Raw genomic sequence first — 23,053 nt, forward strand, 5'->3', positions numbered from 1 at the left:
CCAATCCCCAGTCCCCAGTCCCCAATCCCCAATAAATTGATTGACAATATCAAAGTTTTTTGCCATACTTGGACACAGTTTATCCAATTTTTCCAGGGCATTTTTATTAGCGCTTCATTCTTTTTAAGATTTAAGTTTCTGGCTAGCGCTATCGTATTTTACGATACTTGATTCAACATCTAATTAGGATAAAACTGAAGAAGATTTGCATTAACGCCACCCTTTATTTTGCCTCCAATTTAGTAATTATTGGCGGCTGAAAAGGCGTAGAGCATTCACATAGCACTAACTCAAGTTTCAGCTTGCCGAAGGTAAAATGACACAGGAAAAGCATTCTTGGTTAATTGCGGACGAGTCTATTGCAAGTAACTTATATAGCCATCAAGCCTGTTTTTTGGCATAGCACAATTGGAATGAAAATATGGCAGTCAACAAAGAAAGCCGGTTATTCAAAAAATCCCCAGGTCGGTGGCCATTGCTTTTAGCAGCTTCTATTACTTTAGCTACCGGACTCATATCTTTCTACAGTTTTTCACCAATCAAATTTCGCCCTCAAGTTCAGGCTCCTCCGGCTAATTCCCCCCAACCTACCCCTGTCAAAGTTGCGGTAACTGCTTTGGGACGTTTGCAACCTGAAGGCGAAGTTACTAATTTGTCTGCACCTAGTTCCACCAACGGTATCCGAGTCGAAAAACTGTTGGTGAAAGAAGGAGACAAGGTAAAAAAAGGGCAAGTATTGGCGTATTTAGAAGATTATAATCGTGCTACCACAGCTTTAGAACAGGCGTTAGATAAACTGCAAATTGCCAAATTCAAATTAGCACAGGTAAGGTCTGGGTCTAAACCCGGAGATATTAGCGCTCAACAAGCGGCGATCGCGAGTTTAGAATCACAATTCAATGGTGATGTTGCTACCCAAGAAGCAACAATCAACCGTATGCAAGCTGAAGTCGATAACGCTCAAACCGAAAACGAGCGATATCAGCAATTATACAAACAAGGTGCGATCGCTGCTTCTGTAGCAGATAGTAAAACTTTGCAACTCAAGACAGCACAACAGCAGTTAACAGAAGCCAAAGCCAGCCTCAGCCGGACTCAGAACACTTTCCAACAACAGCAGAAGGAAGCCAAAGCCAAACTCAATAGCATTCAAGATGTGCGTAGTGTTGATGTTGAGGTGGCACAAGCCGATGTTAAGAGTGCTGTAACTGCTATTAAACAAGCAAAAGCAGACCAGGAGTTAGCTTATATTAAAGCTCCCATAGATGGCAAAATTTTGAAAATTCACGCCAAAACCGGGGAAGTAATTTCTAGCGCTGGCTTTGCGGCGATCGGTAAGACATCGCAAATGAATGCGATCGCAGAAGTCTATCAAACCGATGTGCAAAACGTGCGTGTAGGTCAAAAAGCCATCATTACCAGCACTGCATTTCCAGGAAAATTACAAGGAACCGTGCGCGAAATTGGTTGGCAAGTTGACAAACAAAGTATCTTCAGCCTCAACCCCAACTCAGACACAGACCGCAGAATAGTTGAGGTAAAAATATCCATCGATAACCCCGCAGATAGCGAACGCGTGGCTCGTTTGACCAATTTACAGGTGGATGTCGCCATTCAAATATAGTCATTGGTCAGTAGTCAGTATTCAGTAGCAATAGACCTCTTGCATAAATATTTCCTTATTCCACGGATACCGCTAACGCGGAACCCGCAGTGTAGGCGCAAAGAATTGTAGTCATAAAACATAAATTTATACTCCAATTCAGCAAGCCCAAAAAATAACTGACAACTGACAACTGACTACTGACAACTAACAACTAACAACTAAATCCATGAATTTTAAAATACCTTTAGCATGGCTACAACTAGCCCAACAAAAAGTTCGCTTTTTAGTGGCTATCGCTGGGATTGCTTTTATTGTCCTGCTAATGTTTGTACAACTCGGTTTTCAAGATGCTCTTTATTCCAGTGCTACCGCAGTGCATCAAAATCTCCGAGGTGACTTATTTTTAGTCAGTTCTCAATATAAATCTTTGACATCAAATCAAAGTTTTTCGCGGACTCGATTATACCAAGCTTTGGGGTTTGATGGTGTAGAGTCAGTTAGCCCCATGTATTTGCAATTTGCGAAATTGAAAAATCCTGTCTCTGGAGAGAAATACTCAATATATGTAATTGGGTTCGACCCAGGAAGACATGTGATGAATATACCTGAAGTTGAACAAAACTTAGACAAACTCAAAATTCCTGATGTCATGTTGTTCGATAGGAATTCCCGCCCAGAGTTTGGCCCTATCGCCGCAAATTTTGACAAGGGAGACACCGAACAGACAATTGAAATATTTCCCTTTGATGCTCCAATTGGCTACAAAGTCAGAGTAGGTGGTTTATTTAGCTTAGGCCCTTCCTTTGGTGTAGATGGTAATTTAATTGTCAGCGACTCAACTTTTTTGAGGATAAATCCCAATACTCGTCCAGCAGAAAGGATCGATATCGGTCTCATCACCCTCAACCCAGGTGCTGATGTTGATAGAGTTCTGAAAAATTTGAAAGCAAGTTTACCTAATGATGTTCAAGTTTTTACTCGCCAACAATTTATTAATTTTGAAAAACAATATTGGTCTGACAGAACTCCTATTGGTTTCATCCTCAACCTGATGTTGACAATGGCTTCTGTTGTTGGCGTTGTAATTGTTTATCAAATTCTTTACAGCAATATTGCTACTCAATTTGTCGCTTACGCTACCTTAAAAGCTATTGGATATGCCAACAACTACTTATTAAACGTGGTTTTTCAACAAGCATTAATCTTGGCATTTTTAAGTTATATACCAGGGTTTCTTGTTTCTATCATTTTATACGACTTTGCTATGGAAGCCACTAAATTACCAATCATGATGACTGTTAATAATGCGATACTTGTTTTGATATCAGTAGTTTTGATATGTATGACATCTGGGGCACTTGCTATTAATAAACTCCGTTCCGCAGACCCAGCCGATATTTTCTAAAATTCAGGATTCAGGAGTTAGAAGCTAGAAGAATTATATTTGCTGATTGTTAACTTTTAACTCCTCAATCTCGAAACAAAACTATATCGCACATCATTAATAACCAATAGTACAAAAGCCAGAAAAAATTACACGTTACTAATAAAATCAGATTTGCATAGATAGTATTGTTTGAAATTTCTGGAACAACTTTGTACTAAAGATTATTAACCCAAAATCTGTCTTGAAAAATTTGTTCAACGCTCTTAACCCGCGCAACGCAGTGTCTCTCCAATGCACTGGCTCAACTTTTCGCAAAATCCAAAATTAGTGTAACCTCTGCTCTATGAATCTGCAAAACAAAACCCTCCTGATCGTCGGTATTGATGAATTTATCGGTTTGCGTGCAGCCGAGTTAGCCATAGCGCAGGGAATGAAGGTTCGCGGGCTGCAAACTTCTAACGACAAAGAAGCCCAAAATTTAGGTGCTGAAGTGATTGTTGGCAGTATTAATGACCCTAATATTGCACAGAAGGCTTGCCAGGGAGTAGACATTGTTTTACATACCGCTCAAGTTACGCAAGAAGCGGGACCGCTAAAGCATTTCCGGGAAATCAATGTTGGTGGCACGCTGAATATGGCTAAAGCTGCTAAAAATGCTGGTGTCAAAACCTTCGTGCATCTCTCCAGTGTAATGGTTTATGGCTTTAATTATCCAGATGGCATCACCGAATCCGGGCCACTTTCTGATGATAATAATCCCTACTGTCAAACAAAAATAGAAGCTGAAGCCGAACTTTTACCGCTAAATGCTCCTCCTGATTTTGGCATTATCATCATTCGTGCTGGCGATGTTTACGGCCCTGGAAGTATTCCCTGGATAGTTAGACCAATTTTGATGATGCGTCAAAAATTGTTTGCCTATGCCAACGATGGTAAAGGAGTAATCAATCACGTCTATATAGACAATCTCATTGATGGTATTTTTCTAGCGATAGAAAAAGAAACCTACGGAGAAATCTTTAATATCACCGACGGACAAGACACATCTTGGAAAGAGTACTTCATGCGTTTAGCCGCAATGGAAGGTTTACCCGCTCCTATGTCTCTACCAAAAGATGAAATGAAATTATTTCTGAAGCTGCGTCATCAAGGACAAAAACTTTTTCGCAAAAAAGCCGATATTCTCCCAGAGTCTGTAGATTTTATGACTCGCCCTTATGCTTATTCTATTGCAAAAGCCCAGAATCTCTTAGATTACAAACCCAAAATTGACCTGGAAACAGGAATGCATCTCACACGAGAATGGTTGCAACAAACTGATATTCAAAGACTAGTAAAATAGTCTATTGATGTTCATAAAAATACTCACATAAAATTCAGGAGTCAGAATACAGAATTCATACTGAATTCTGTACGAATAAGTCATGAAATACTATGCTAAATATTAAATTTAGCGGTTTTCAATTAGTGGCGCGTCTTTTCCCCTCACCTTCTTCTGCCTCCCAAATTCTGACTCCTGAATTCTGACTCCTGAATTCTTCTTCAATTTTTATGAGCAATAATCAACCTAGGTTGAGTATAGGATTACCTATATACAATGGCGAAAAATTTATCCGAGCAGCGCTAGACTCGCTTTTAGCTCAGACTTTTACGGATTTTGAGTTAATTATCTCAGATAATGCTTCGACAGATAAGACTGAAGAAATTTGTCGAACCTACGCTGCTCAAGACCAACGCATCCGTTACTACCGCAATGACAAAAATATTGGTTGCGCTCGTAACTTCAATCGTGTCTTTGATTTATCTGTAGGCGAGTACTTTAAATGGGCTGCTCATGACGATCTACACGCTCCAGATTTTTTAGCAAAATGTATTGCTGTACTTGATTATGACCATACAGTAGTTTTGTGCCATTCTCACATGTATTTCATTGATGAAAACGGCAACTTTCTGCAAAACTACAATATTAAACTCAAGACCGATTCCCCAAAACCACAAGAACGTTTTCACGAGTTACTGAGCAAGCATCTGTGCTATCAAAATTATGGCGTAATCCGCACCAGCGCTATCAAAAAGATACCACCGATGGGTAGTTACGGAATTGCAGATGGAATTTTCTTATTAAGGCTTGGTTTAGTTGGGCGATTTTATGAAATCCCTGAATACTTGTTCATAGCTAGAAACCATCCCCAACAATCAATGAGTATGTTTATTCCTAACTATATGTTGATTACTAACAACAATTTCCAATACTCATTGAGTACGTCACCTGATTTTTACGCATATACAGTTTGGTTTGATTCCACAAAAAAGGGCAAAATTCTGTTTCCTCATTGGAGAATTTTATGGGAATATACACGTTCTATATGGCTATTGCCACTGACTTTATATGAGCGGGTATGTTGCCATATCAGCATATATCGGCAGTTAAAAGGTACAGAATATCTTCTGCTAAAAGATTTAATCGTCATGTTTCAAATACTCTCGAAGCATTTGCAGAAGATGTTCATCGCAATACAGCAAACTACTTCAATTAATCACATCTACCAAATTTTGTTTTTACTCATTGTTTGAATGTAAAACAACAGCAAAAAATCTGATTAAGGAGTACAAGATGATGTTGAAAATATCTCATTTACGCCATCTTTTCTTAGCTACTTTATTAAGCATTAGCTGTTCTCAAGTCGCAAATGCAGAGCCTACCACAAAGCTGACTATTTCAGTGAATGGTATCCGTCACCAAAAAGGTGAAATTTGCTTTAGAGTTTTTGGTGGTGAAAAAGGCTTTCCGATGAAGAGTACCAGCGAAGTTCAAAGTGGTTGCGCCAAGATTGTAGGCAATTCTGTCACCAAGACTTTCTCTGGCTTGAAGCCTGGGACTTACGCTGTCGCAGTAGTGGACGATCAAAACGGCGATCGCAAACTCAACACAGACTTTTTCGGTATTCCCAAAGAAGGCTTTGGACTTTCCAAAAATCCTACCGTCTCAATGCTAACGGGTACACCAAAGTTTCGTGATGCCAGTTTTGCAGTCAACAAAAATACCAAAATTGACATTTTCTTGAAGTATTCCCTCGACCCCTAAAAGAGAGCAGGGGGAGCAGGGGGAGAATTTTTAACTCCTGTACAGACAAGAGTTAATCGCGTCTGTACTCCTAACTCCCTCATCTCCCTCATCTCTCCGAAGTTTGCCTGGAGGGAGACCCTCCTTGCAACTTCTCTCCTCATCTCCCTCATCCTCCCATCCCCTCATTAGATTTCATGAATGAGCTGACGATATTCCTGTTTAAGTCTTTGGTGGGTTGGCTGGCTATTCAGGCATTTATTACACTTCTTTTTTTGTTGTACCTGCGATCGCATCCTAAAAAGGTATTATCCGACGAGCAGTTACCGAAAACCGCAGTGATTCTATGCCTACGTGGAGCCGACCCCTTTCTGCCTAACTGCTTGCAAGCGCTGTTAAAGCAGAACTACCCACAGTATGATTTAAAGCTGATTGTTGACAGTCAAGAAGATCCTGCTTGGCAAATTGCTAGCAATACTATCAACGAAATAGGAGCAACCAACGTCCAAATCAGCCATTTGAGGATTATCCGCCACAACTGTAGCCTCAAATGCAGTTCTCTAATCCAGGCTGTTTCAGATTTAGACGATTCTTATAAGGTAGTCGCTTTAGTAGATGCAGATACAATAGTCCATCCTAATTGGTTGCGTGAATTAGTTAGTCCTTTAACCGATCCCAAAGTTGGCGTAACAACGGGTAATCGTTGGTATGTACCAACAGGTAACTATTGGGGTTCTTTAGTACGCTATCTAGGTAACGGATCTACTATCGTCCAGATGTATCTGTTCGGCATTCCTTGGGGTGGGACTTTAGCAGTCAAAAAAGAAGTCCTTCAACAAACAGAATTGCTAGACAAGTGGGGACAAGCTTTCGGCGAAGATATGATGATGCACAACATCCTCAAAAAACAGGGGATGCGAGTCAAATTTGTGCCTTCGCTAATTATGCTCAACCGCGAAGAATGCGATTTACTAGGCTTAATAGACTATCTCAAACGCTTAGTACTTTATTCTCGACTCTATCATCCCCGTTGGTTAGCTTTAGTGAGTGAAGCCGTTTCTAGCATCTTGTTTCCTACCGCAGTCATAGTATTGTTTCTGATGGCGTTAGGAGATGGACAGTGGGATACTGCGGTTCAATTATTGGGTGGTTATAGCATTTATACTCTAGGGTTAGTTTTACTAATGCTGATTCTAGAGCAAGGGGTAAAGCGAGTGATTCGCGCTCAAGGTCAGCCAGTCACAAAATTATCAGTTGCCACAGTCGCAAAAATGTTGATAGGTATACCCTTAACTCAATGGGTATATGGAATAGCAATGCTGTCCTCTATATCGATATCAACAGTTAAATGGCGTGGTATTGTATATCGAATTCAAGGCCCTTGGAATATTAGACTAGTTGAATACCACCCTTACGATTTGTTGGATCAACCTATTGATAGCAAAATTTCTCTTTGACCTCATGTTTACAGCTGACAAAAGTACTATTTAGCAGTAATTTCATGAAGAAAATAGCAATTCTAAATGATTCGTGAAATCCTCTCAGTGGAAATTATTGTAAGGGCGAACGGCCGTTCGCCCCTCTTTTGTACCTCATTTGCCTTATAAAGGTTATATATGATTAAGTGACTAATCTCATTTATGAGCCAAAAACTAAATCCTTGTCAAACTTAAATTGCCAAGATGTTTGTACATGGATAACAAAGTTTAGAGAAATTGATTAGGGGGAATTTTGGCTGAAGAGTTTGGTGTTTAATAGTTCTGCAATCAGAACAAAAAACATTCACTCTGTAATCTAGAATCGTTACTATTTGTCAATGCGTAAGTCCTAAATCCAACTGTATCAGTTCATAATAGATACAGAAATCAGGATTTTCATGAAAGATTTGCTGCGTAAGTCCTAAATCGCAAACCAGCATTTTCATGAAAGATTTCCTCGAATTATGAAAAAACAATCACTTCGCATTGCAATTATTACGGGCGTGTATGCTCCATTTTTATCAGGGGTAGGAGTTGCAGTACACCAACGAGTTCGCTGGTTGTTACAACAGGGCCATGAAGTCTTTCTCATCCATCCAGAAATTAACGATAAATTTCCAATAGAAGTACGCGATCGCCGCGTACCAGGATTAACAGAACTGAAGCAGTATCCCAACTTTTCTGCTTTTGCATATCCCACTAAGCCCCTAATATTTTACAAATCTCTTCCCGAACCATTACACTACCGACATTGGAGCGATACAGAGTTGCTGTCTGGTTTCCAGCCTGATATTGTGGTTGTGGAAGAAGCACCAGCAATGAGGGGATTCTATTCACTTTTCCTCCAAGGCTACGGACGGGCTGTGGGGGCTGAATATGGCAAACTCACGGGTACTCCAATTATTTCTGTTTTCCATACCGATATTGTTGCCTATATCCGATATTACTTAGGAGATTCTCTGTTCGGTCTGATTCGTCCGATTTTGCCGACTTTCATTAAGCAATTTAGCGAATCTTATGACGCTAATTTCTTCTCTTCTAAAGAACAGCTTGCTAAATATACAAGCTTGAAATCTCAACGCAGTGAATATCTCCCTTATCAAGGTATTGATTGCGAAAAATTTCACCCCAGAAATATTAGTTATGACCCAATTCCTAACGACCATCGACCAACTATTTTGTTTGTCGGACGGGTGACTGCGGAAAAAAATGTTGACCAACTTCTAGATGCATATCCGCTGATTGCTGCCAAAATTCCTGATGTGCATTTAGCGATTGTTGGTAGCGGGCCTTTAGATGAAGAAATCCGTCGGCGCGCTCAAAAATTTGCTTCTGGCGTTACCATTTGGGGCGAATCTCACGGTACGGAATTGTTAGGCTGGTTTGCGCGAGCAGATGTATTTGTTAATCCTTCTGTCACCGAAAATTTCTGCACCACAAATAATGAAGCCCTAGCTTCTGGAACTCCAGTAGTTGCAGTAATTGCACCCTCAACTTCCGAGCAAGTTTTCCCCGGTCGCAATGGCTTTTTAGCTGAACCGAACAACCCAAAAGATTTTGCTCAAAAAGTAATTGCAATTCTGGAAAATCCCGACTTGAAAGCAGATATGACTCAACAGGCTCGTCCATCAATTATAGATTTTGACTGGTCGGCATGTATGGCAAAATTTGAAGACAAACTCTACCAACTTGTGGAAGCATCGAATCAGGTAGATTTAGCAGCAGTTCGATGAATTAGCTAAGTTGATGTTTTGCGATCGCCTAGTATTTCACTTAACATATTAGGCGAGCGCTTACCTCATCCATAAGTAGATGATGTTTGTTCGTTCAATCTATTGAAAGACCTAATCGATCTAATAACTTTTGATGAAACAACATCTGTCTGGGGAACGATATAGCTGATAAACCAAATGAAGTAAATATGAGAATGCCAAATCTAATCGAGATTGTATTGTATGAAACACAATTACTTTATGCAAAGACTTTCAACTGTAGGACGCTGGATGGCTACAACTTTATTTTGTTTGCTAGCGATCGCTTTCGTTTGGCAGGGTGCATTTTTCTCGAACACCTCAGCTATGGCTAATCCTGCTACCAACTCGGTTCTGTTAGCAGATGCAGGTAATGAAGTTAAAGGCAAAGCTAGTGAAGATGCAGGACGTGCCAAGGGTTTTATCGAAGAGACGAAAGACAAAGTTAAGCAAGCTGCAAATAAAAATGCCGCTAAAGTTGACGATGCAACAGATAACGGTAGTTATTTAGGGCGCAAAGCTCAAAGAGATGCGGCTCGAATTCAGCAAAGAGCAGACGAAGATGCATCTCGGACAAAGGAAGCAGTAGACAACACCAAGAATGTTGTTGAAAAAGCTGTTGATAATATCAAGGATGCTTTTAGCAAATAGATATTAGAGAAAGCAGGGGAGCAGAGGAGAAAAAGACTAAGCTGATGCGCTTTTAAATTGCATAGTTCAAACTCCTAGAAAGACGCGGGGACGCGGAGAGGGGGAGAAGCCGAGAGAAGTTGCGTGCGGAGAGAAGTGCGGTCTTGGGGAGACACTGCGTTGCCGAGGTTCCCTCGGTTGAAGCAAGTGTCGTCTTTGCCCCTTCGGGTGACGCTCCTGCGTCGCTAACGGCAGTTCGGACTCGACGGGAACCGCCAAGATTCCGACTGCCTCACCAAGTGGAGCAACTTCGGAGGGTTCCCCCCGCCCTTGCAAACTTCGGGGGATGCAATTTGAATGATTATCAGCTTACCCACATCTTCAATTCCGGTAAAACATTAACTTAGTTTAAAACCACTCTCAGAAAATCTAGCTGCGCTCAGATAAGATTTTGATGGATTTCGGCAAAGTAATTTTGACTTTAAGCCCCATTTGATAAGGGTTTTACAGCTTTTTTTTACTTGTTTAAATTAAAAGCATCTGGTGTAACAGGTAACGGTTTATTTTAATGAAAACTTAAGATTTTTGACATCTTGGTTGCGGCAGAGCGATCGCCCGTATTGTAGAAGATGAAGTTTAGCTTTTGAGCTATTGTTCACTCTACTCGCGGAGCCTGCCTTCAATGAGCATTTTTACTAATTTTCTCCGTTCTGTGTTGCTCACGATTATTTTTAGTTTTGCCGTTCCCATGTTTTTAGTTGGTGGCATATTATTATTTTTAACTTTTATGGGTCATCTTCCTGGGTTACAAAACGTAACTGAGGCAAGTGCTACTCGTGTATTGCATTTTCTGGCGATTTTTGGTAGTGGAACTGCCTTTCGTGGTTTATTAATAATCAGTCTGACTTGTAGTTTCGTTGGAGCATTATTTGATACATATGCTTACTATCGTTATCAAATTTTACGTATTGATTCCTAGGCAACTGTCAGGCAATGTTCAGCGATCGCATCCTGAAGAATCGAAGCTAGTGCTGGCTGCGATTTCCACAGCGGTTAGCATTTTTGAATTTATATATAATTAGATTGTTTACATAAGTATTTAATATAGATATTTGTCGATTGAGACTAAAGTTGACGATCCTGGAGTCTCGATTAAGTAAGCTGTAACTCGTGAGGCGAGATGCATTAAGTAATGTTTAGCAAACCGTTACTGTGTAGTAATTTGACTTGCATATATCTACACTCTTTGCATAGACAGATATTTTGCCATTTCGTTTGCTCTTCAATCCCAAGAGTTAGATTATAGTCGGGACGAGAATGGCAAATACACGTACACGCAAAAGCTAAAAATTTCATTAAAATGCTGAATAGCACAATGCCTACTGATTTTTCTCAACAAAACAAAGAAAAGTAGGACGTTTGACCGCTGGGCATTTTATATTGAGTTTATTACGAGGTTTTTTAACTGCTCATGGTTTGGCCTTTTAAGTCCAAGTTTCGCAAACAAATTGCCCGGATTGAAATTACTGGTGCGATCGCTAGTTCTACTCGCAAACGCGTGTTAGAAGCTCTAAAAACCGTAGAAGAAAAAAAGTTTCCAGCTTTACTACTACGCATTGATAGTCCTGGGGGTACAGTCGGAGATTCTCAAGAAATATACAGTGCCCTCAAGCGTTTACGCGAAAAAACCAAAATTGTTGCTAGCTTTGGCAATATTTCGGCTTCTGGTGGTGTCTACATCGGTATGGGAGCCGAACACATCATGGCTAATCCCGGTACAATCACGGGTAGTATTGGTGTAATTCTGCGCGGTAATAATTTAGAACGCTTGCTAGAAAAAGTCGGTGTTTCCTTTAAAGTCATTAAGTCCGGGCCTTACAAAGACATTTTGGCCTTCGACCGAGAACTAACGGAACCCGAACAAAACATTCTGCAAGAGTTGATTGATACGAGTTATCAGCAATTTGTGCAAACAGTGGCTGAGGGACGTTCTTTGGCTGTGGAGACGGTGAAAAGTTTCGCTGATGGTCGGATTTTCACAGGACAGCAAGCTTTAGAATTGGGTGTTGTAGACCGCCTGGGAACAGAAGAAGATGCACGTCGTTGGACAGCAGAATTAGTTGGTCTCGATCCTGAGAAAACACCTTGTTATACGCTAGAAGAACGAAAACCCTTATTGAGCCGTATTTTACCAGGGAGCCGTCAGGTTTCATCCCGACTTGGGGCAGGTATTGACTGGCTGGAATTTGAAATGTCTACTAGTGGTCTACCACTGTGGTTATATCGACCCTAACATGAGTTAGGAGTTAAAACTGAGAAGTTAAAAGTATTAACTTATAACTTCTCACTCCTAACTCTTCACTTTTTTTGTTTTAAGGAGGATTTTGGCGTGGAGTGGCAAATGCGGGCTATTCGCGGAGCAACAACTGTTTCCGAAAATACCAAAGAAGCAATGCAAGAAGTGGTGACGGAACTACTAAACGAATTAGAAAGGCGAAATCAACTCCAGCCAGAGGAGATGATTAGTGTGACTTTCTCTGTTACACGCGATTTGGATGCAATTTTTCCAGCTGCGATCGCTAGAGCACGTCCCGGTTGGGATAATGTGGCTATGTTAGATGTGCAGCAAATGCATGTCGAGGGTAGTTTACAACGTTGCATTCGATTTTTAATTCACGCCTACTTGCCAGCCTCCACCCCAATACAACATATATATCTACGTAATGCAGCAAATTTGCGTCCAGACTGGAGTTTACCCCAGTCCTTACAAGCATCGCAACCAGCTGTTAAGTCTAAAGTGGAAAATACTCACTTAAATTATATGTAAAAGTTTGTAGCAAAAAGGCAAAAGACTGCAAAGATTACTGAGTTCTCTATAGGAGGAGAACTTTATTTTTATTGCCTTTGAATGCTGGCTACCGACTTGCGACTGGTCTCTGAGACAAAGCCAGCCTGCTCAATAGCTTTTTGTCCCTGTTCGGTTTCTAAAAATCTAGTATAGGCTTCCCCAACCTGTTGCTCTCGACCTTGATTCTGCTTAATAATCACAAATAATTTAGTAGTAATTGGATAACTACCATCCTTTATCGCTTCTATATTAATTTGATTGCGCTTTTGCGGACACTCATTGGCTGGTACTAATGGTTGGTGATAAGGGGGAATTAGCTGTGTAGCAGTCAGACCCAAAGGTAAAGGCTTGACCATACACTGAGTTACCACCCCTCGTGCAGATGCGTAATACAAACCACCAGGAGTTTTATTGACACGGCGCATTGCCTCTGTAGTCGAGTAAACATACTGCACATTTGGGCCAAGGGCTTGCTTGTCTAAAACCTGCTTGCCAGAAACCAACAGCACATCTGCATCTTCTGGATTCTGGGAAAAGGGCGTAATAGCGAGGTCTGGGCCGCCCACCTGCTTCCAATTAGTAATTTTTCCCAAATAAATTTGTTGTAATTGATTAACAGTTAAGCCAGAGACTTTTAGTGCTGGGTTAACCACTACTGCTATCCCATCAATGCCTACTTGGCGTTGCTCAAGTGTAAAACCTCGCTGCCTAGCTATTTCTTCTTCTTCAGATGTCAGAGAACGAGAAGACCCTGTGAAGTCTAATTTGCCGTCGAGTAACATCCGAATACCCGAACCAGAACCAGGGCTATCATTAGCGGGGTTGACGTAGCGCAACTGTAGCTCTGGACGAGTAAATTGAATTTGAGAGTCTATGAGTTGTCTAATCGGTGCCCAGGCTGTGCTACCACCATAGTTAAACGAGCCAGTGGGAACATCACTAACAGATTTAAAGCTGGAAGTAGCTGCAAAAGAAGCAGTTTCTGCACCTCGGCCAGAGGAAGAAAAAGCATTTTTATCGATTTGCAGGCGAGGTCTGAGCCACAACCATAGTCCGCCAATGATGGCAACTGTCACCAACTCGCCAATAACCAGACCTCTAATCATCTGTACAGCATCTGGGCTAAGTGGGACGCTTTTTCTGCTATCATTAGTCATTCTTTTCTTCCCATTATTAAACTAGTTTAAAACAAGCTAAAATAAGCACTGAGAGTAACTTTTGGCTCTAATGCTCATTTCAACTGTTGTCTAAACCTTTTGCAATTGTTAAGTTTACAACTAGCTTCCTTAATAAAAACCATATATTAATTCGCACGAACAGAGATTTTTTAAGTAAAGATACTTAATAGAGCTGTTAGGGACAATGTAACATGTTGAATAGCAAGTTACTAGGGGAGCGTTACCAAGTTGTTCAAGTTTTAAGTCAAGGTGCATTTTGTCAAACCTACATGGTTAACGACACCCATCTCCCGCATCATCCCACTCGCGTTATCAAACATTTCTTACCTAGCAGTAAATATTCAATTCCAGTAGAAATTCGTAGACGGCTCTTTACACGAGAAGTAGAAGCCCTGAAAAAGTTGAGCGACTCTGATTTAGTTCCTCATCTTTTAGTGGATTTTGAAGATAACCTTGAATTCTACTTGGTGCAAGAGTTCATTGAAGGGCATCTTCTGAGTTTAGAACTATCGCCTGGTTGTTGCTGGCCTGAAAGCAAAGTTGTTCAACTAATGCAAGAGGTTGCAAGCATCCTAGATTTTATTCATAGTTATGGGCTAATACATCGAGATGTCAAGCCGAGCAATATCATTAGACGAAAGCAGGACAATCGCTTAGTCCTGATTGACTTTGGTGCTGTCAAGCCCATTTGGAATCAATTGGTCAAAGGCAAAGAAAACACTCCAATCTCTAATTCGCTCGAACAATACACAACGATCGCAATTGGTACGCCAGGTTATATGCCTAACGAGCAACAACGAGGCAAACCCCGCCCTAATAGTGATATCTACGCTTTGGGTATGATTGGCATCCAAGCGCTTACAGGACTACATCCAACACAGTTACCAGAAGATTCCAACACTGGTGAAGTTATCTGGCAAGACTTCAGACAAGTTAGCCCTGGTTTAGCCTCTGTACTTAACAAAATGGTACGTTACCACTTTCAAGACCGATATAAGTCAGCTAAAGAAGTGCTAGAAGCATTCTTACAATTAACTAATAGCAATATCTCAACACCACTTTTAGACTGGGCACGCGATACTACATTACCAGAAACGCTCTTACCATCAACTAATATTTATACGTCAACGCAGGAATTAGATCCTGCTAAATACTGGACTCAAACGCCATCATCGGCACAAGATAGTCATCAAATTTTGAGGCACGATTCACCATCAGTTTTAGCTAACCAAACAAGCAATACTAGTGTTTCAATTTTTGCTCACAAATCTCTGCTGATTGGCTTAGTAGTAGGGGTACTATCTGGGCTAGTTCTAATGGTTGTGAGCTATTGGTCTGTGCAGATAATTTCTCCTGAGCCTCAAATCGAAAATTGGCGAATTCAACTGCCAAGAGAATCCCGTTAACCTTCAGTTATCTTGCCTTTGCTCGGTTAGCGATCGATTAGGGTTATATTGAACGCTATCCCTATGGATCAAAAACGCTACAATCCCAACTACAACAAAGTTCGTAATTATAAGTCCTACAGCACTCCATACCCAAATTTTGATCTTTGAGTTATCTGTGAGGTTCTTGTTTGGGTCATCTATTGGTTTATCTGTGATTTCAGTTGAGTAGGGTTTGCGGTTCATAGTTTTTCTCCACAACAACCTAATTATTGATGTTGCCTTATTTTACCGCTACTTTATAGACATTCTCTGTACTGAGGTAACTCCAATAAACTAAACAAATATATCGCTTAAAGAGATTGACTATTAAATATTCCCAAGCTTATAGGAAACTCAGAAAGGAGAGGGAAAGATTTAATCTTACTTGTGGCAAGTAGGTAAGTAGATTCCCTAATTAGTAATGAAGAGACACTAATGTTAGTGTCTCTTCAGCTTGAGAGTACTACAAAACTTTTGTTTAGCAAGGTGTGAGGCATAACCGAATAAGGCACAGAAACTACCCATGATGGTACGTTCCTAAAACACCCTAAATTAGAAATTACAGGTTAATCAACCTAATATTTCTTAAGCACGGGTTTTCACTTGACGTGCCATGTCAAGATAAGCACTCATATTTGCTCCAGGACGACGACGACCATTAGAGTTGGTAGCCGAAGGCGCAAGATATTTGGGAGCAAACGTGGTTTCTTTAGGCTGCTCTTTGACTGCTTTAGCTGCTGCGGCTTTAGCATTGTTGCCAGGTTCAACTTTTAGACCCTCGGCAGTTTGAACTAGCTGAACATCAGCTGGTTTGGGATTTTTATTTGCTTTTGCCTTAGCTTTGGTTGCAGCAGTTTTTGTGCCATTTAAGGACGCTGGCTGGGATGTGCTTGGTGCATCGGAGACAACTGTTTCTGCTACTTTTTTCGCATTTGCTGTAACTGTATCTGCTGCTTTTTTGGCACTTGATGCCACTGTATCTGCTGCTTTTTTCGCACTTGATGCCACTTCTGATGCAACTTCTTTAGCAGTTTCTAATGGCTTCACATCCTTGGCTTCGTCGAGTTCCAAATAGTAGCCATTGCTTTTCTTCTTACCAGGTAATAACCCAGTCACAAAACCCACAATTCCATTGATTAAATTGGTAATTAACTTCTTGATAGAATCGAACATTAGAATTGCTCCTGTCTTTTATATCTGTAAATGTTTGCCGTAATATTAAGAACTACAGCAGAATGTTACATTTTTTTACGCCACACGATTGCAGCGACCAGCTTTATAGGTTTGTACTAATCAACATTGTAGTAATACTACAGAGCAAATGTTATCAACGTTGCAAGCACCTGCAACCTGTATACACCGAGAATTAATTATTAAATTTTACTGTAACTAAGGGCAAGATTCTGAAAGTTTGCTTAACAAAAATTAATATTTTTTATTGGATAAATACTTATGTGCGCTCGACCAGTAAGGGGAGTGTCACAGCTTGAATGCAGGCGATCGCAGTACTCAGTTAAATTTTCTACAGACTCGATCGGGCGGCTTTGAGAGATGAATATAGAAAATCAGCAGCGCAATCCCGTGTTACTGGTACATGGAATTGAAGATACGGGAGCTGTTTTCCATCTAATGACTGCTTATTTGAGACAGATGGGGTGGTCTGTACACACTCTGGATTTAGTACCTAATAACGGTGATGTCGGTCTTGATGTCTTAGCAAAGCAGGTGGCTGATTATGTTGCTACCAACTTTGCCAAAGACCAACCGCTGGATTTAATCGGCTTCAGCATGGGAGGAATTGTCAGTCGTTATTATGTTCAACGCTTGGGAGGAATAAACCGCGTACAGCGGTTTATTACTATCGCTTCGCCTCATCATGGAACTATAATTGCCTATGCTTCCAAACGTCCTGGTTGCGTGCAAATGCGCCCTAATAGCGCTTTCATCCAGGATTTAAATTCTGATGCTGCGATGTTAAGGCATCTGAATTTTACGTCTATATGGACACCTTACGACTTAATGATTGTCCCTACGAGTAGTTCGCAATTGTCTGTAGGAAAAGAGGTCATTTTACCAGTAGCACTGCACTCTTGGATGTTGAGAGACTCTAGATGTCTGGCAACAGTAGCAGCAGCTTTGACAGAACCGATTAAGCCCTGTCTCCAATTTGACTATACTCATAGCTACCAAAAATCGCCTCTGGGTGGCGGTAATATTTGATTTCGATCAAGTTGTAAAAAGGATCTTCTAAAAAGAAAGTACGATGCTCTAGAGGAGAATCAACAAAGCGATTTTTGGGTTCTTCGCGGAAAAATAGCTGTTGCTGTTGTGCTTTTTGAAGTAAATTTTCCCAGTCTCTTGCTTGGGTAAAAATTAGTCCAAAGTGTCTGGGATAGATAGTGCGTTGGCGTATTAAAGATTCTTTGGTGACATGAGCTACTAATTGATGACCGTAGAGGTTGAGAATCAAAGCTAGAGAGGTTTCCCGACCAGGAATGCAGCCCAATCCATCAATATAATATGCTTTTGTTTGAGCAATATCAGTCACGGGAAAAGCTAGATGAAATAAAGTTTGGTTCATAGCGGGTGTGGAGGAGATCGGTGGTTGATGTATTTACAATTTTAGGACTTACATACTGAGACGAAAAATCATGGCTTTGGATAAAAATGTAGTACAAATTTGGAATTTGTAATTTTGAATTTGTAATTAATTTTTTTTTGTAGTCAATCTGAATACAGTTTTTTATAATTTCAGCTTATATCCTGTTAACGATGTTTGCATCTGGTTTTAGGGCTAACTTGCGTTAATTTACCCAGGTTTTCAAGCAATAAGTAGTCAACATCTTTGAAAAAAGTTATTAAAATTTGCTTATTTTTTATGATTGGGTACTGAGCAAGAGGGGGCAAAAGATTAAAGATGAAAGAGATAGTTCTAACCTTTGCCCTACCCTTTACTGTTTTTGCAATTTCCATTGCCCTTAATCCCTAGAAGTGACTCCGAGTTTCCCAGCCCCAAAATTGGTTATTCTGTTGATATTCAGGCAAAACTACTCGTGATTTACTGCTGATGTTATCTTTAATTGACTCTGCAAATCCTTGGTTAGTAGCAGTAGGATTGAACGCAATTTTATTGGGTTTAGTTGGGATTGCTCCTAAAAAGCTGCTCACCACAGCTGGATTATTTCACGCTTGGTTACTAGGCATACTGATTTGGGGAACTTTAGGTTGGCAGGGATATGTGGTGGTAATGTTCTATTTCTTGGTTGGTTCCGGGGTGACACGCATTGGTATGGCACAAAAGGAAGCAGCAGGAATAGCTGAAAAACGTTCTGGGGCAAGAGGTCCTGAGAATGTTTGGGGTTCGGCTTTGACTGGGGCGTTGTGTGCCTTGGGAGTAGGAATCCTGAATTCAGGATTTGTTTTAGCCGATTCCCAATCCCTAATTCCTAGTTTCCAGTCCCTACTATTGTTAGGCTACGTAGCAAGTTTTAGTACTAAGCTTTCTGACACCTGTGCTAGCGAAGTGGGTAAAGCCTATGGTAAAAGCACTTTTTTGATTACCACGCTGCAACCCGTGCCTCGTGGTACAGAAGGAGCAATTAGTGTTGAAGGAACTTTAGCTGGTGTAGGGGGTTCTATTGCGATCGCTTTAGTAGCTTGGGGAGTCGGTTTGATAAATTTATTGGGGATAGTTTGGTGTGTGTTAGCAGCTTTTGTTGCTACGAATTTAGAAAGCGTTATTGGCGCAACACTGCAATCTAAATACACTTGGCTAACCAATGAAGTGGTGAATATTTTGAATACATTAATTGGGGCGATCGCGGCTATGCTACTTGCTTGGTTCTGGACAAGCACTATTGCCTAAATTAATTTCTTGATTTCCAGGAATCTCAAAGTATTTTTCAGCAACACACATTTGCTGTTGTTGCTGCATTCCTATGCAACATATAAGATTAGTAATTGCACTTTTGCCATGATAATGTCAGTTACAATGTTAAATTGTTTTATGTTAAGAATTACTTGTTTCTTGCGTTTGCGCTGTATATTTTATAGTTTATAAAATTTTAATTGTTTTTACTGGTTTAGTTCATGGAATCTTTATCATTTTTAACCGTCGATAACCAACCAATTTCTATTGACAAAGCAGTAAAATATCTGCAAGCCTCTGGAAAACTATCCCAGTTCATTGGTGATATTCTCCGCCAGCACGTAATTGAGCAGGAAATACAAACACGAAACGATATTGAAATAAGTCCAGCTTTAACAGAACAAGCAATCATTGATTTTCGCCTCAAAAATCAACTAACCGATCCTCAAACTTTTCAAGAATGGTTAAAGAATAATGGTACAGATTACGTTACCTTTCACACATCAGTTGCTTTTAGCTTTAAGTTAGAAAAACTCAAAGCATTGGTAACACAACCAAAACTCCCAGAATATTTTGTGGAGCGTAAGATTTTTCTAGATCGAGTGATTCTCTCGCGGATTGCTGTTGATAACCGAGAACTGAGTGAAGAACTACAAACTCAAATCGAAGAAGGAGGTAGCTTTGAACAATTAGCTAAAGAGTATTCACTGGCAGAAGATCGCATTGTTAATGGCATGATGGGGCCAATCAGCCGCGGCACAATGCCTGATAAACTCAGGGCTGTTATTGATGTAGCAACCCCCGGACAATTGGTAGGGCCAATTGAACTCGACGGAAATTATAGTTTGTTTCGAGTCGAACAATTTCTGCCAGCGTCTTTAGAAGATACTCAACTCAAGCAAGCATTACAAAATGAATTATTTGAAAAATGGCTAGCAGAGAAAATTCAAAAGCTGACAGTCAAATTACAAGTGAGCTAAAAATTCTAAATAATGAATCTTTACAAGTAAACGCGCTAGCTGCCGTACAGTGGAATCAGCCGCCTCTTTGCTGGTTGACTCCCGAACAACAAACTCAATTACAAAATCAATCAGAAATTCGTCAATATCGGATTGGAGAAAAAATTTGGTCAACCGCAACAGGAGGATATCAGTTTTTCATTGTTGCTGGTAAGGTTCGTTTGCGGACAGAGGTTCGCAACTTGAAAGAAGATGTTGGCAAACCTTTGGCAGCCTTACAGGCAGGAGACTGGTTTGGCGACTTACAAAAGCTTGCTGTAGAGTACAAAGCTGTAGCTGCTAGTAAAGAAGTAATAGTAGTGTGTTGGAATACAGCACTCTGGTTAGAAATTTCCACACCACAAATTACCCAGTTCTGGCAAGGTTCCCAAGAAGACGCAAGAACGCAGGCACAAGAGGACGCGGGGACGCGGGGACATAGAGACACGGGGATGCAAGGACGTGAAGACACGGGGACATGGGGACAAGAGGACGCGGGAACGCAGGAACAAGAGAAAGTGGGAAACCTACGAGATAAATTCTTCCCGTCTCCCCCTCTCCACGTCCCCACGTCTTCTACTTCCTCTCCAGCGCCATCAGGTTATCCTTTTATTTCTAGTTGGAATACAGCTGCTGCTTGCTTAACAATGGCAGCGCAGCAGTTAGAAAATTCTGTGAAACTAGAATGGGTGCAACGTCAACTCAGGGGAGAACGCCCCAAACATGTTATAGAAGCAGCAGAAAAATTAGGGTTGGTGTTGCGCCACTTGCAAGTGAGTTGGGTTGATTTGCGGCAGTTGTCATTTCCAGCTTTACTCCAATGGAAATCCGATCGCCCGACACCTTCTTGGGTAGTGGCTTACGGAGTTAGAGGCTCTAATTTGATTATCGCTAACCCTCTAAATCCCGATCGCATTTGCGAAAGCCTGCCGCAGGCGGTAGTCGAGGCCTCTTGGGATGGCAATCTCTGGCAAGTAGAACTGATCTCTAAGCAAGAAAAATTTAACCTCAGTTGGTTTACCCCAGCAGTTTGGAAGTACCGAAAATTGCTAGCAGAAGTATTGCTAGCATCTTTTACGTTGCAGCTTTTGGGATTAGGTACACCGCTGATTACCCAAGTCGTCATTGACAAAGTGATGGTGCAAGAGAGTTTACCGACTCTTGATGTCATGGCGATCGCACTTTTATTAGTAGCTTTATTTGAAGCTGTACTCGGCGTTCTGCGGTTATTTATCTTTACTCATACAGCCCGGCGTTTGGATTTGAGCTTATCAGCCCAATTATTTCGCCATTTGATGCGCCTGCCTTTAGCTTATTTTGAGTCGCGCCGCGTCGGAGACACAGTAGCTAGAGTCCAAGAACTCGAACAAATCCGCTCCTTTCTTACAGGTACAGCATTAACCGTAATTTTAGACAGCATCTTTGCCGTAGTTTACTTGGCATTGATGTTTTACTATAATATTCCGCTCACCTTTGTGGCTTTAGCAGTACTGCCGCTGTTTGCCACCTTAACAATAGTTGCCACACCAATTCTTCGCAATTGGTTAAACGAAACTTTTAATCGCAGTGCTGATAGTCAATCGTTTCTAGTTGAGACAGTCACAGGAATTCACTCAGTTAAAGCTCATGCAGCAGAACCAGTAGCTCGCGATCGCTGGGAAGGCTTATTTGCTCGCTTCATTCGTACTGGATTCAAAGCTTCTACTACTTCCAACATTAGCAGCAATATTGGTGACTTTCTCACCAATCTTTCCGCCTTACTGATTCTGTGGTTTGGCGCTAAGTTGGTTATCGAACAAAAACTCACAATCGGTCAGCTTGTAGCCTTTCAAATGCTCTCTGGGAGAGTCACAGGGCCACTTCTGCGTTTGGTACAGTTGTGGCAAAATCTCCAACAAGTCCTACTTTCTGTAGACAGGATTGGGGATATTCTCAACGTTGCCCCAGAAGCTGAATCGGGAACAGGTTTAGTTTTACCACCCCTCAAAGGTCAAGTCACCTTCGAGCAAATATTTTTCCGCTACCAAGCACATACCGAACCAGTACTGCGAGGTATCTCCTTCAACGTCGAACCAGGACAATTTGTAGGCATTGTTGGACGTAGCGGTTCTGGTAAAAGTACCCTCTCGAAACTTTTGCAACGCCTTTATCAAATCGAATCAGGACGCATCCTCATTGATGGTTTTGATATTAAAAGCGCCGATTTAGCTTCACTGCGCCAACAAACTGGTGTAGTTCTCCAAGAAGACTTTTTATTTAACGGTTCCGTCTTGGAAAATATCACTCTTGGTAATCCCGATATTACCGCAGAGCAAGTCGTACAAGCTGCAAGACTAGCTGTCGCACATGACTTTATCAGTCAGTTACCCTACGGCTACGAGACTAATGTTGGCGAACGCGGTACAGCTTTATCTGGCGGACAGCGACAACGCATTGCTTTAGCACGGTTGTTTCTATCTCAAGCGCCGATTTTAGTTTTAGATGAAGCTACTAGCGCTTTGGATAGTGAAACCGAACAGCAAGTATTACAAAACTTGCAACAAATCTCCACTAACCGGACTGTGTTCTTGATTGCTCATCGTTTTGCCCCCCTCAAACGGGCGGATTTGATTTTGGTTTTAGAACAAGGCATCATTGCCGAACGCGGTACTCACACACAGTTGTTGCAGCAAAAAGGATTGTACTGGTCGCTCTATCAACGGCAGCAAGCAAACATTTAGTAGGTTTGATATCATGTCCGTTTAAAGACTTATCATTTAGACTGACACAGGGACGCGGAGACGCGGAGATATTTCAATCATAAGTGATTAGGCGGACA

At 41.1% G+C, this 23,053-nt stretch carries 20 protein-coding genes; 16 read left to right on the forward strand and 4 right to left on the reverse strand.

Annotation, left to right across the window (positions count from 1 at the left end; genetic code table 11):
* Positions 1–421: 421 nt before the first annotated feature.
* The 11 genes from I8752_RS12425 to aroH all read left to right on the forward strand — a co-directional run bounded on the left by I8752_RS12425 (position 422) and on the right by aroH (position 12,743).
* Positions 422–1,624, forward strand: a complete 1,203-nt coding sequence (locus tag I8752_RS12425) for an ABC exporter membrane fusion protein (RefSeq protein WP_214432631.1) — start codon at positions 422–424, stop codon at positions 1,622–1,624.
* Positions 1,625–1,832: 208 nt separating this feature from the next.
* Positions 1,833–3,011 carry an ABC transporter permease DevC gene (devC, locus tag I8752_RS12430; RefSeq protein WP_214432632.1) on the forward strand — a complete coding sequence of 393 codons (1,179 nt, stop codon included), beginning with the start codon at positions 1,833–1,835 and terminating at the stop codon, positions 3,009–3,011.
* Positions 3,012–3,336: 325 nt separating this feature from the next.
* Positions 3,337–4,335, forward strand: coding sequence for an NAD-dependent epimerase/dehydratase family protein (locus I8752_RS12435; protein ID WP_214432633.1), 999 nt, complete (start codon positions 3,337–3,339; stop codon positions 4,333–4,335).
* A 209-nt stretch (positions 4,336–4,544) separates the two neighbouring features.
* On the forward strand, positions 4,545–5,567 hold the full coding sequence (locus I8752_RS12440; RefSeq protein ID WP_214432634.1) for a glycosyltransferase family 2 protein: 1,023 nt from the start codon (positions 4,545–4,547) through the stop codon (positions 5,565–5,567).
* A 43-nt stretch (positions 5,568–5,610) separates the two neighbouring features.
* Positions 5,611–6,078, forward strand: coding sequence for a DUF2141 domain-containing protein (locus I8752_RS12445; RefSeq protein ID WP_214432656.1), 468 nt, complete (start codon positions 5,611–5,613; stop codon positions 6,076–6,078).
* Positions 6,079–6,254: 176 nt separating this feature from the next.
* Positions 6,255–7,514, forward strand: coding sequence for a glycosyltransferase (locus tag I8752_RS12450; protein ID WP_214432635.1), 1,260 nt, complete (start codon positions 6,255–6,257; stop codon positions 7,512–7,514).
* A gap of 485 nt (positions 7,515–7,999) precedes the next feature.
* Positions 8,000–9,268, forward strand: a complete 1,269-nt coding sequence (locus I8752_RS12455; RefSeq protein ID WP_214432636.1) for a glycosyltransferase — start codon at positions 8,000–8,002, stop codon at positions 9,266–9,268.
* A gap of 222 nt (positions 9,269–9,490) precedes the next feature.
* On the forward strand, positions 9,491–9,937 hold the full coding sequence (locus I8752_RS12460) for a hypothetical protein (protein ID WP_214432637.1): 447 nt from the start codon (positions 9,491–9,493) through the stop codon (positions 9,935–9,937).
* Positions 9,938–10,598: 661 nt separating this feature from the next.
* Positions 10,599–10,895 (forward strand): hypothetical protein, encoded by a 297-nt coding sequence (locus I8752_RS12465; RefSeq protein WP_214432638.1) that lies wholly within the window; start codon positions 10,599–10,601, stop codon positions 10,893–10,895.
* Positions 10,896–11,387: 492 nt separating this feature from the next.
* Entirely contained in the window at positions 11,388–12,209 is an 822-nt protein-coding gene (sppA, locus tag I8752_RS12470; RefSeq protein WP_214432639.1) for a signal peptide peptidase SppA, read from the forward strand.
* A gap of 96 nt (positions 12,210–12,305) precedes the next feature.
* Positions 12,306–12,743, forward strand: coding sequence for a chorismate mutase (gene aroH / locus I8752_RS12475; protein ID WP_214432640.1), 438 nt, complete (start codon positions 12,306–12,308; stop codon positions 12,741–12,743).
* A 68-nt stretch (positions 12,744–12,811) separates the two neighbouring features.
* Here the strand turns inward: aroH and I8752_RS12480 are convergent, their stop codons facing one another.
* A complete protein-coding gene (locus tag I8752_RS12480; RefSeq protein WP_214432641.1) occupies positions 12,812–13,921 on the reverse strand; it encodes a PstS family phosphate ABC transporter substrate-binding protein in 1,110 nt (369 codons plus the stop codon).
* Between the two features lie 212 nt (positions 13,922–14,133).
* Here I8752_RS12480 and I8752_RS12485 point away from each other — a divergent pair, with 212 nt between their 5' ends.
* Entirely contained in the window at positions 14,134–15,348 is a 1,215-nt protein-coding gene (locus I8752_RS12485; RefSeq protein ID WP_404827090.1) for a protein kinase domain-containing protein, read from the forward strand.
* Positions 15,349–15,351: 3 nt separating this feature from the next.
* Here the strand turns inward: I8752_RS12485 and I8752_RS12490 are convergent, their stop codons facing one another.
* Positions 15,352–15,573, reverse strand: a complete 222-nt coding sequence (locus I8752_RS12490) for a hypothetical protein (RefSeq protein WP_214432658.1) — start codon at positions 15,571–15,573, stop codon at positions 15,352–15,354.
* A 381-nt stretch (positions 15,574–15,954) separates the two neighbouring features.
* Positions 15,955–16,542: a hypothetical protein gene (locus I8752_RS12495; RefSeq protein ID WP_214432642.1), complete on the reverse strand. Its 588-nt coding sequence runs from the start codon at positions 16,540–16,542 to the stop codon at positions 15,955–15,957.
* A gap of 378 nt (positions 16,543–16,920) precedes the next feature.
* On the opposite strand from I8752_RS12495, the gene I8752_RS12500 reads away from it, so the two are divergent.
* A complete protein-coding gene (locus I8752_RS12500) occupies positions 16,921–17,589 on the forward strand; it encodes an esterase/lipase family protein (RefSeq protein WP_214432643.1) in 669 nt (222 codons plus the stop codon).
* Here I8752_RS12500 and I8752_RS12505 read toward each other — a convergent pair.
* On the reverse strand, positions 17,519–17,950 hold the full coding sequence (locus I8752_RS12505) for a VOC family protein (RefSeq protein WP_214432644.1): 432 nt from the start codon (positions 17,948–17,950) through the stop codon (positions 17,519–17,521). The genes I8752_RS12500 and I8752_RS12505 overlap by 71 nt on opposite strands.
* Before the next feature lie 486 nt (positions 17,951–18,436).
* Here I8752_RS12505 and I8752_RS12510 point away from each other — a divergent pair, with 486 nt between their 5' ends.
* From I8752_RS12510 to I8752_RS12520, 3 genes are all read left to right on the forward strand, one after another.
* Positions 18,437–19,234, forward strand: coding sequence for a TIGR00297 family protein (locus tag I8752_RS12510; protein WP_214432645.1), 798 nt, complete (start codon positions 18,437–18,439; stop codon positions 19,232–19,234).
* A gap of 224 nt (positions 19,235–19,458) precedes the next feature.
* A complete protein-coding gene (locus tag I8752_RS12515) occupies positions 19,459–20,217 on the forward strand; it encodes a peptidylprolyl isomerase (RefSeq protein ID WP_214432646.1) in 759 nt (252 codons plus the stop codon).
* Complete coding sequence (locus tag I8752_RS12520; RefSeq protein ID WP_214432647.1) at positions 20,166–22,955, forward strand: peptidase domain-containing ABC transporter; 2,790 nt, start codon at positions 20,166–20,168, stop codon at positions 22,953–22,955. Before I8752_RS12515 ends, I8752_RS12520 begins: the two co-directional genes overlap by 52 nt.
* Positions 22,956–23,053: the final 98 nt, after the last annotated feature.

This window comes from Dendronalium phyllosphericum CENA369 (genome assembly GCF_016056275.1).
Taxonomy (GTDB): domain Bacteria; phylum Cyanobacteriota; class Cyanobacteriia; order Cyanobacteriales; family Nostocaceae; genus Dendronalium; species Dendronalium phyllosphericum.

Bases quoted from the DNA above. Each gene is read 5' to 3' on its own strand.
- I8752_RS12425 (WP_214432631.1), top strand. From the start codon at position 422: ATGGCAGTCAACAAAGAAAGCCGGTTATTCAAAAAATCCCCAGGTCGG.
- devC (WP_214432632.1), top strand. From the start codon at position 1,833: ATGAATTTTAAAATACCTTTAGCATGGCTACAACTAGCCCAACAAAAA.
- I8752_RS12435 (WP_214432633.1), top strand. From the start codon at position 3,337: ATGAATCTGCAAAACAAAACCCTCCTGATCGTCGGTATTGATGAATTT.
- I8752_RS12440 (WP_214432634.1), top strand. From the start codon at position 4,545: ATGAGCAATAATCAACCTAGGTTGAGTATAGGATTACCTATATACAAT.
- I8752_RS12445 (WP_214432656.1), top strand. From the start codon at position 5,611: ATGTTGAAAATATCTCATTTACGCCATCTTTTCTTAGCTACTTTATTA.
- I8752_RS12450 (WP_214432635.1), top strand. From the start codon at position 6,255: ATGAATGAGCTGACGATATTCCTGTTTAAGTCTTTGGTGGGTTGGCTG.
- I8752_RS12455 (WP_214432636.1), top strand. From the start codon at position 8,000: ATGAAAAAACAATCACTTCGCATTGCAATTATTACGGGCGTGTATGCT.
- I8752_RS12460 (WP_214432637.1), top strand. From the start codon at position 9,491: ATGAAACACAATTACTTTATGCAAAGACTTTCAACTGTAGGACGCTGG.
- I8752_RS12465 (WP_214432638.1), top strand. From the start codon at position 10,599: ATGAGCATTTTTACTAATTTTCTCCGTTCTGTGTTGCTCACGATTATT.
- sppA (WP_214432639.1), top strand. From the start codon at position 11,388: ATGGTTTGGCCTTTTAAGTCCAAGTTTCGCAAACAAATTGCCCGGATT.
- I8752_RS12480 (WP_214432641.1), bottom strand. From the start codon at position 13,921: ATGACTAATGATAGCAGAAAAAGCGTCCCACTTAGCCCAGATGCTGTA.
- I8752_RS12485 (WP_404827090.1), top strand. From the start codon at position 14,134: ATGTTGAATAGCAAGTTACTAGGGGAGCGTTACCAAGTTGTTCAAGTT.
- I8752_RS12490 (WP_214432658.1), bottom strand. From the start codon at position 15,573: ATGAACCGCAAACCCTACTCAACTGAAATCACAGATAAACCAATAGAT.
- I8752_RS12495 (WP_214432642.1), bottom strand. From the start codon at position 16,542: ATGTTCGATTCTATCAAGAAGTTAATTACCAATTTAATCAATGGAATT.
- I8752_RS12500 (WP_214432643.1), top strand. From the start codon at position 16,921: ATGAATATAGAAAATCAGCAGCGCAATCCCGTGTTACTGGTACATGGA.
- I8752_RS12505 (WP_214432644.1), bottom strand. From the start codon at position 17,950: ATGAACCAAACTTTATTTCATCTAGCTTTTCCCGTGACTGATATTGCT.
- I8752_RS12510 (WP_214432645.1), top strand. From the start codon at position 18,437: ATGTTATCTTTAATTGACTCTGCAAATCCTTGGTTAGTAGCAGTAGGA.
- I8752_RS12515 (WP_214432646.1), top strand. From the start codon at position 19,459: ATGGAATCTTTATCATTTTTAACCGTCGATAACCAACCAATTTCTATT.
- I8752_RS12520 (WP_214432647.1), top strand. From the start codon at position 20,166: ATGGCTAGCAGAGAAAATTCAAAAGCTGACAGTCAAATTACAAGTGAG.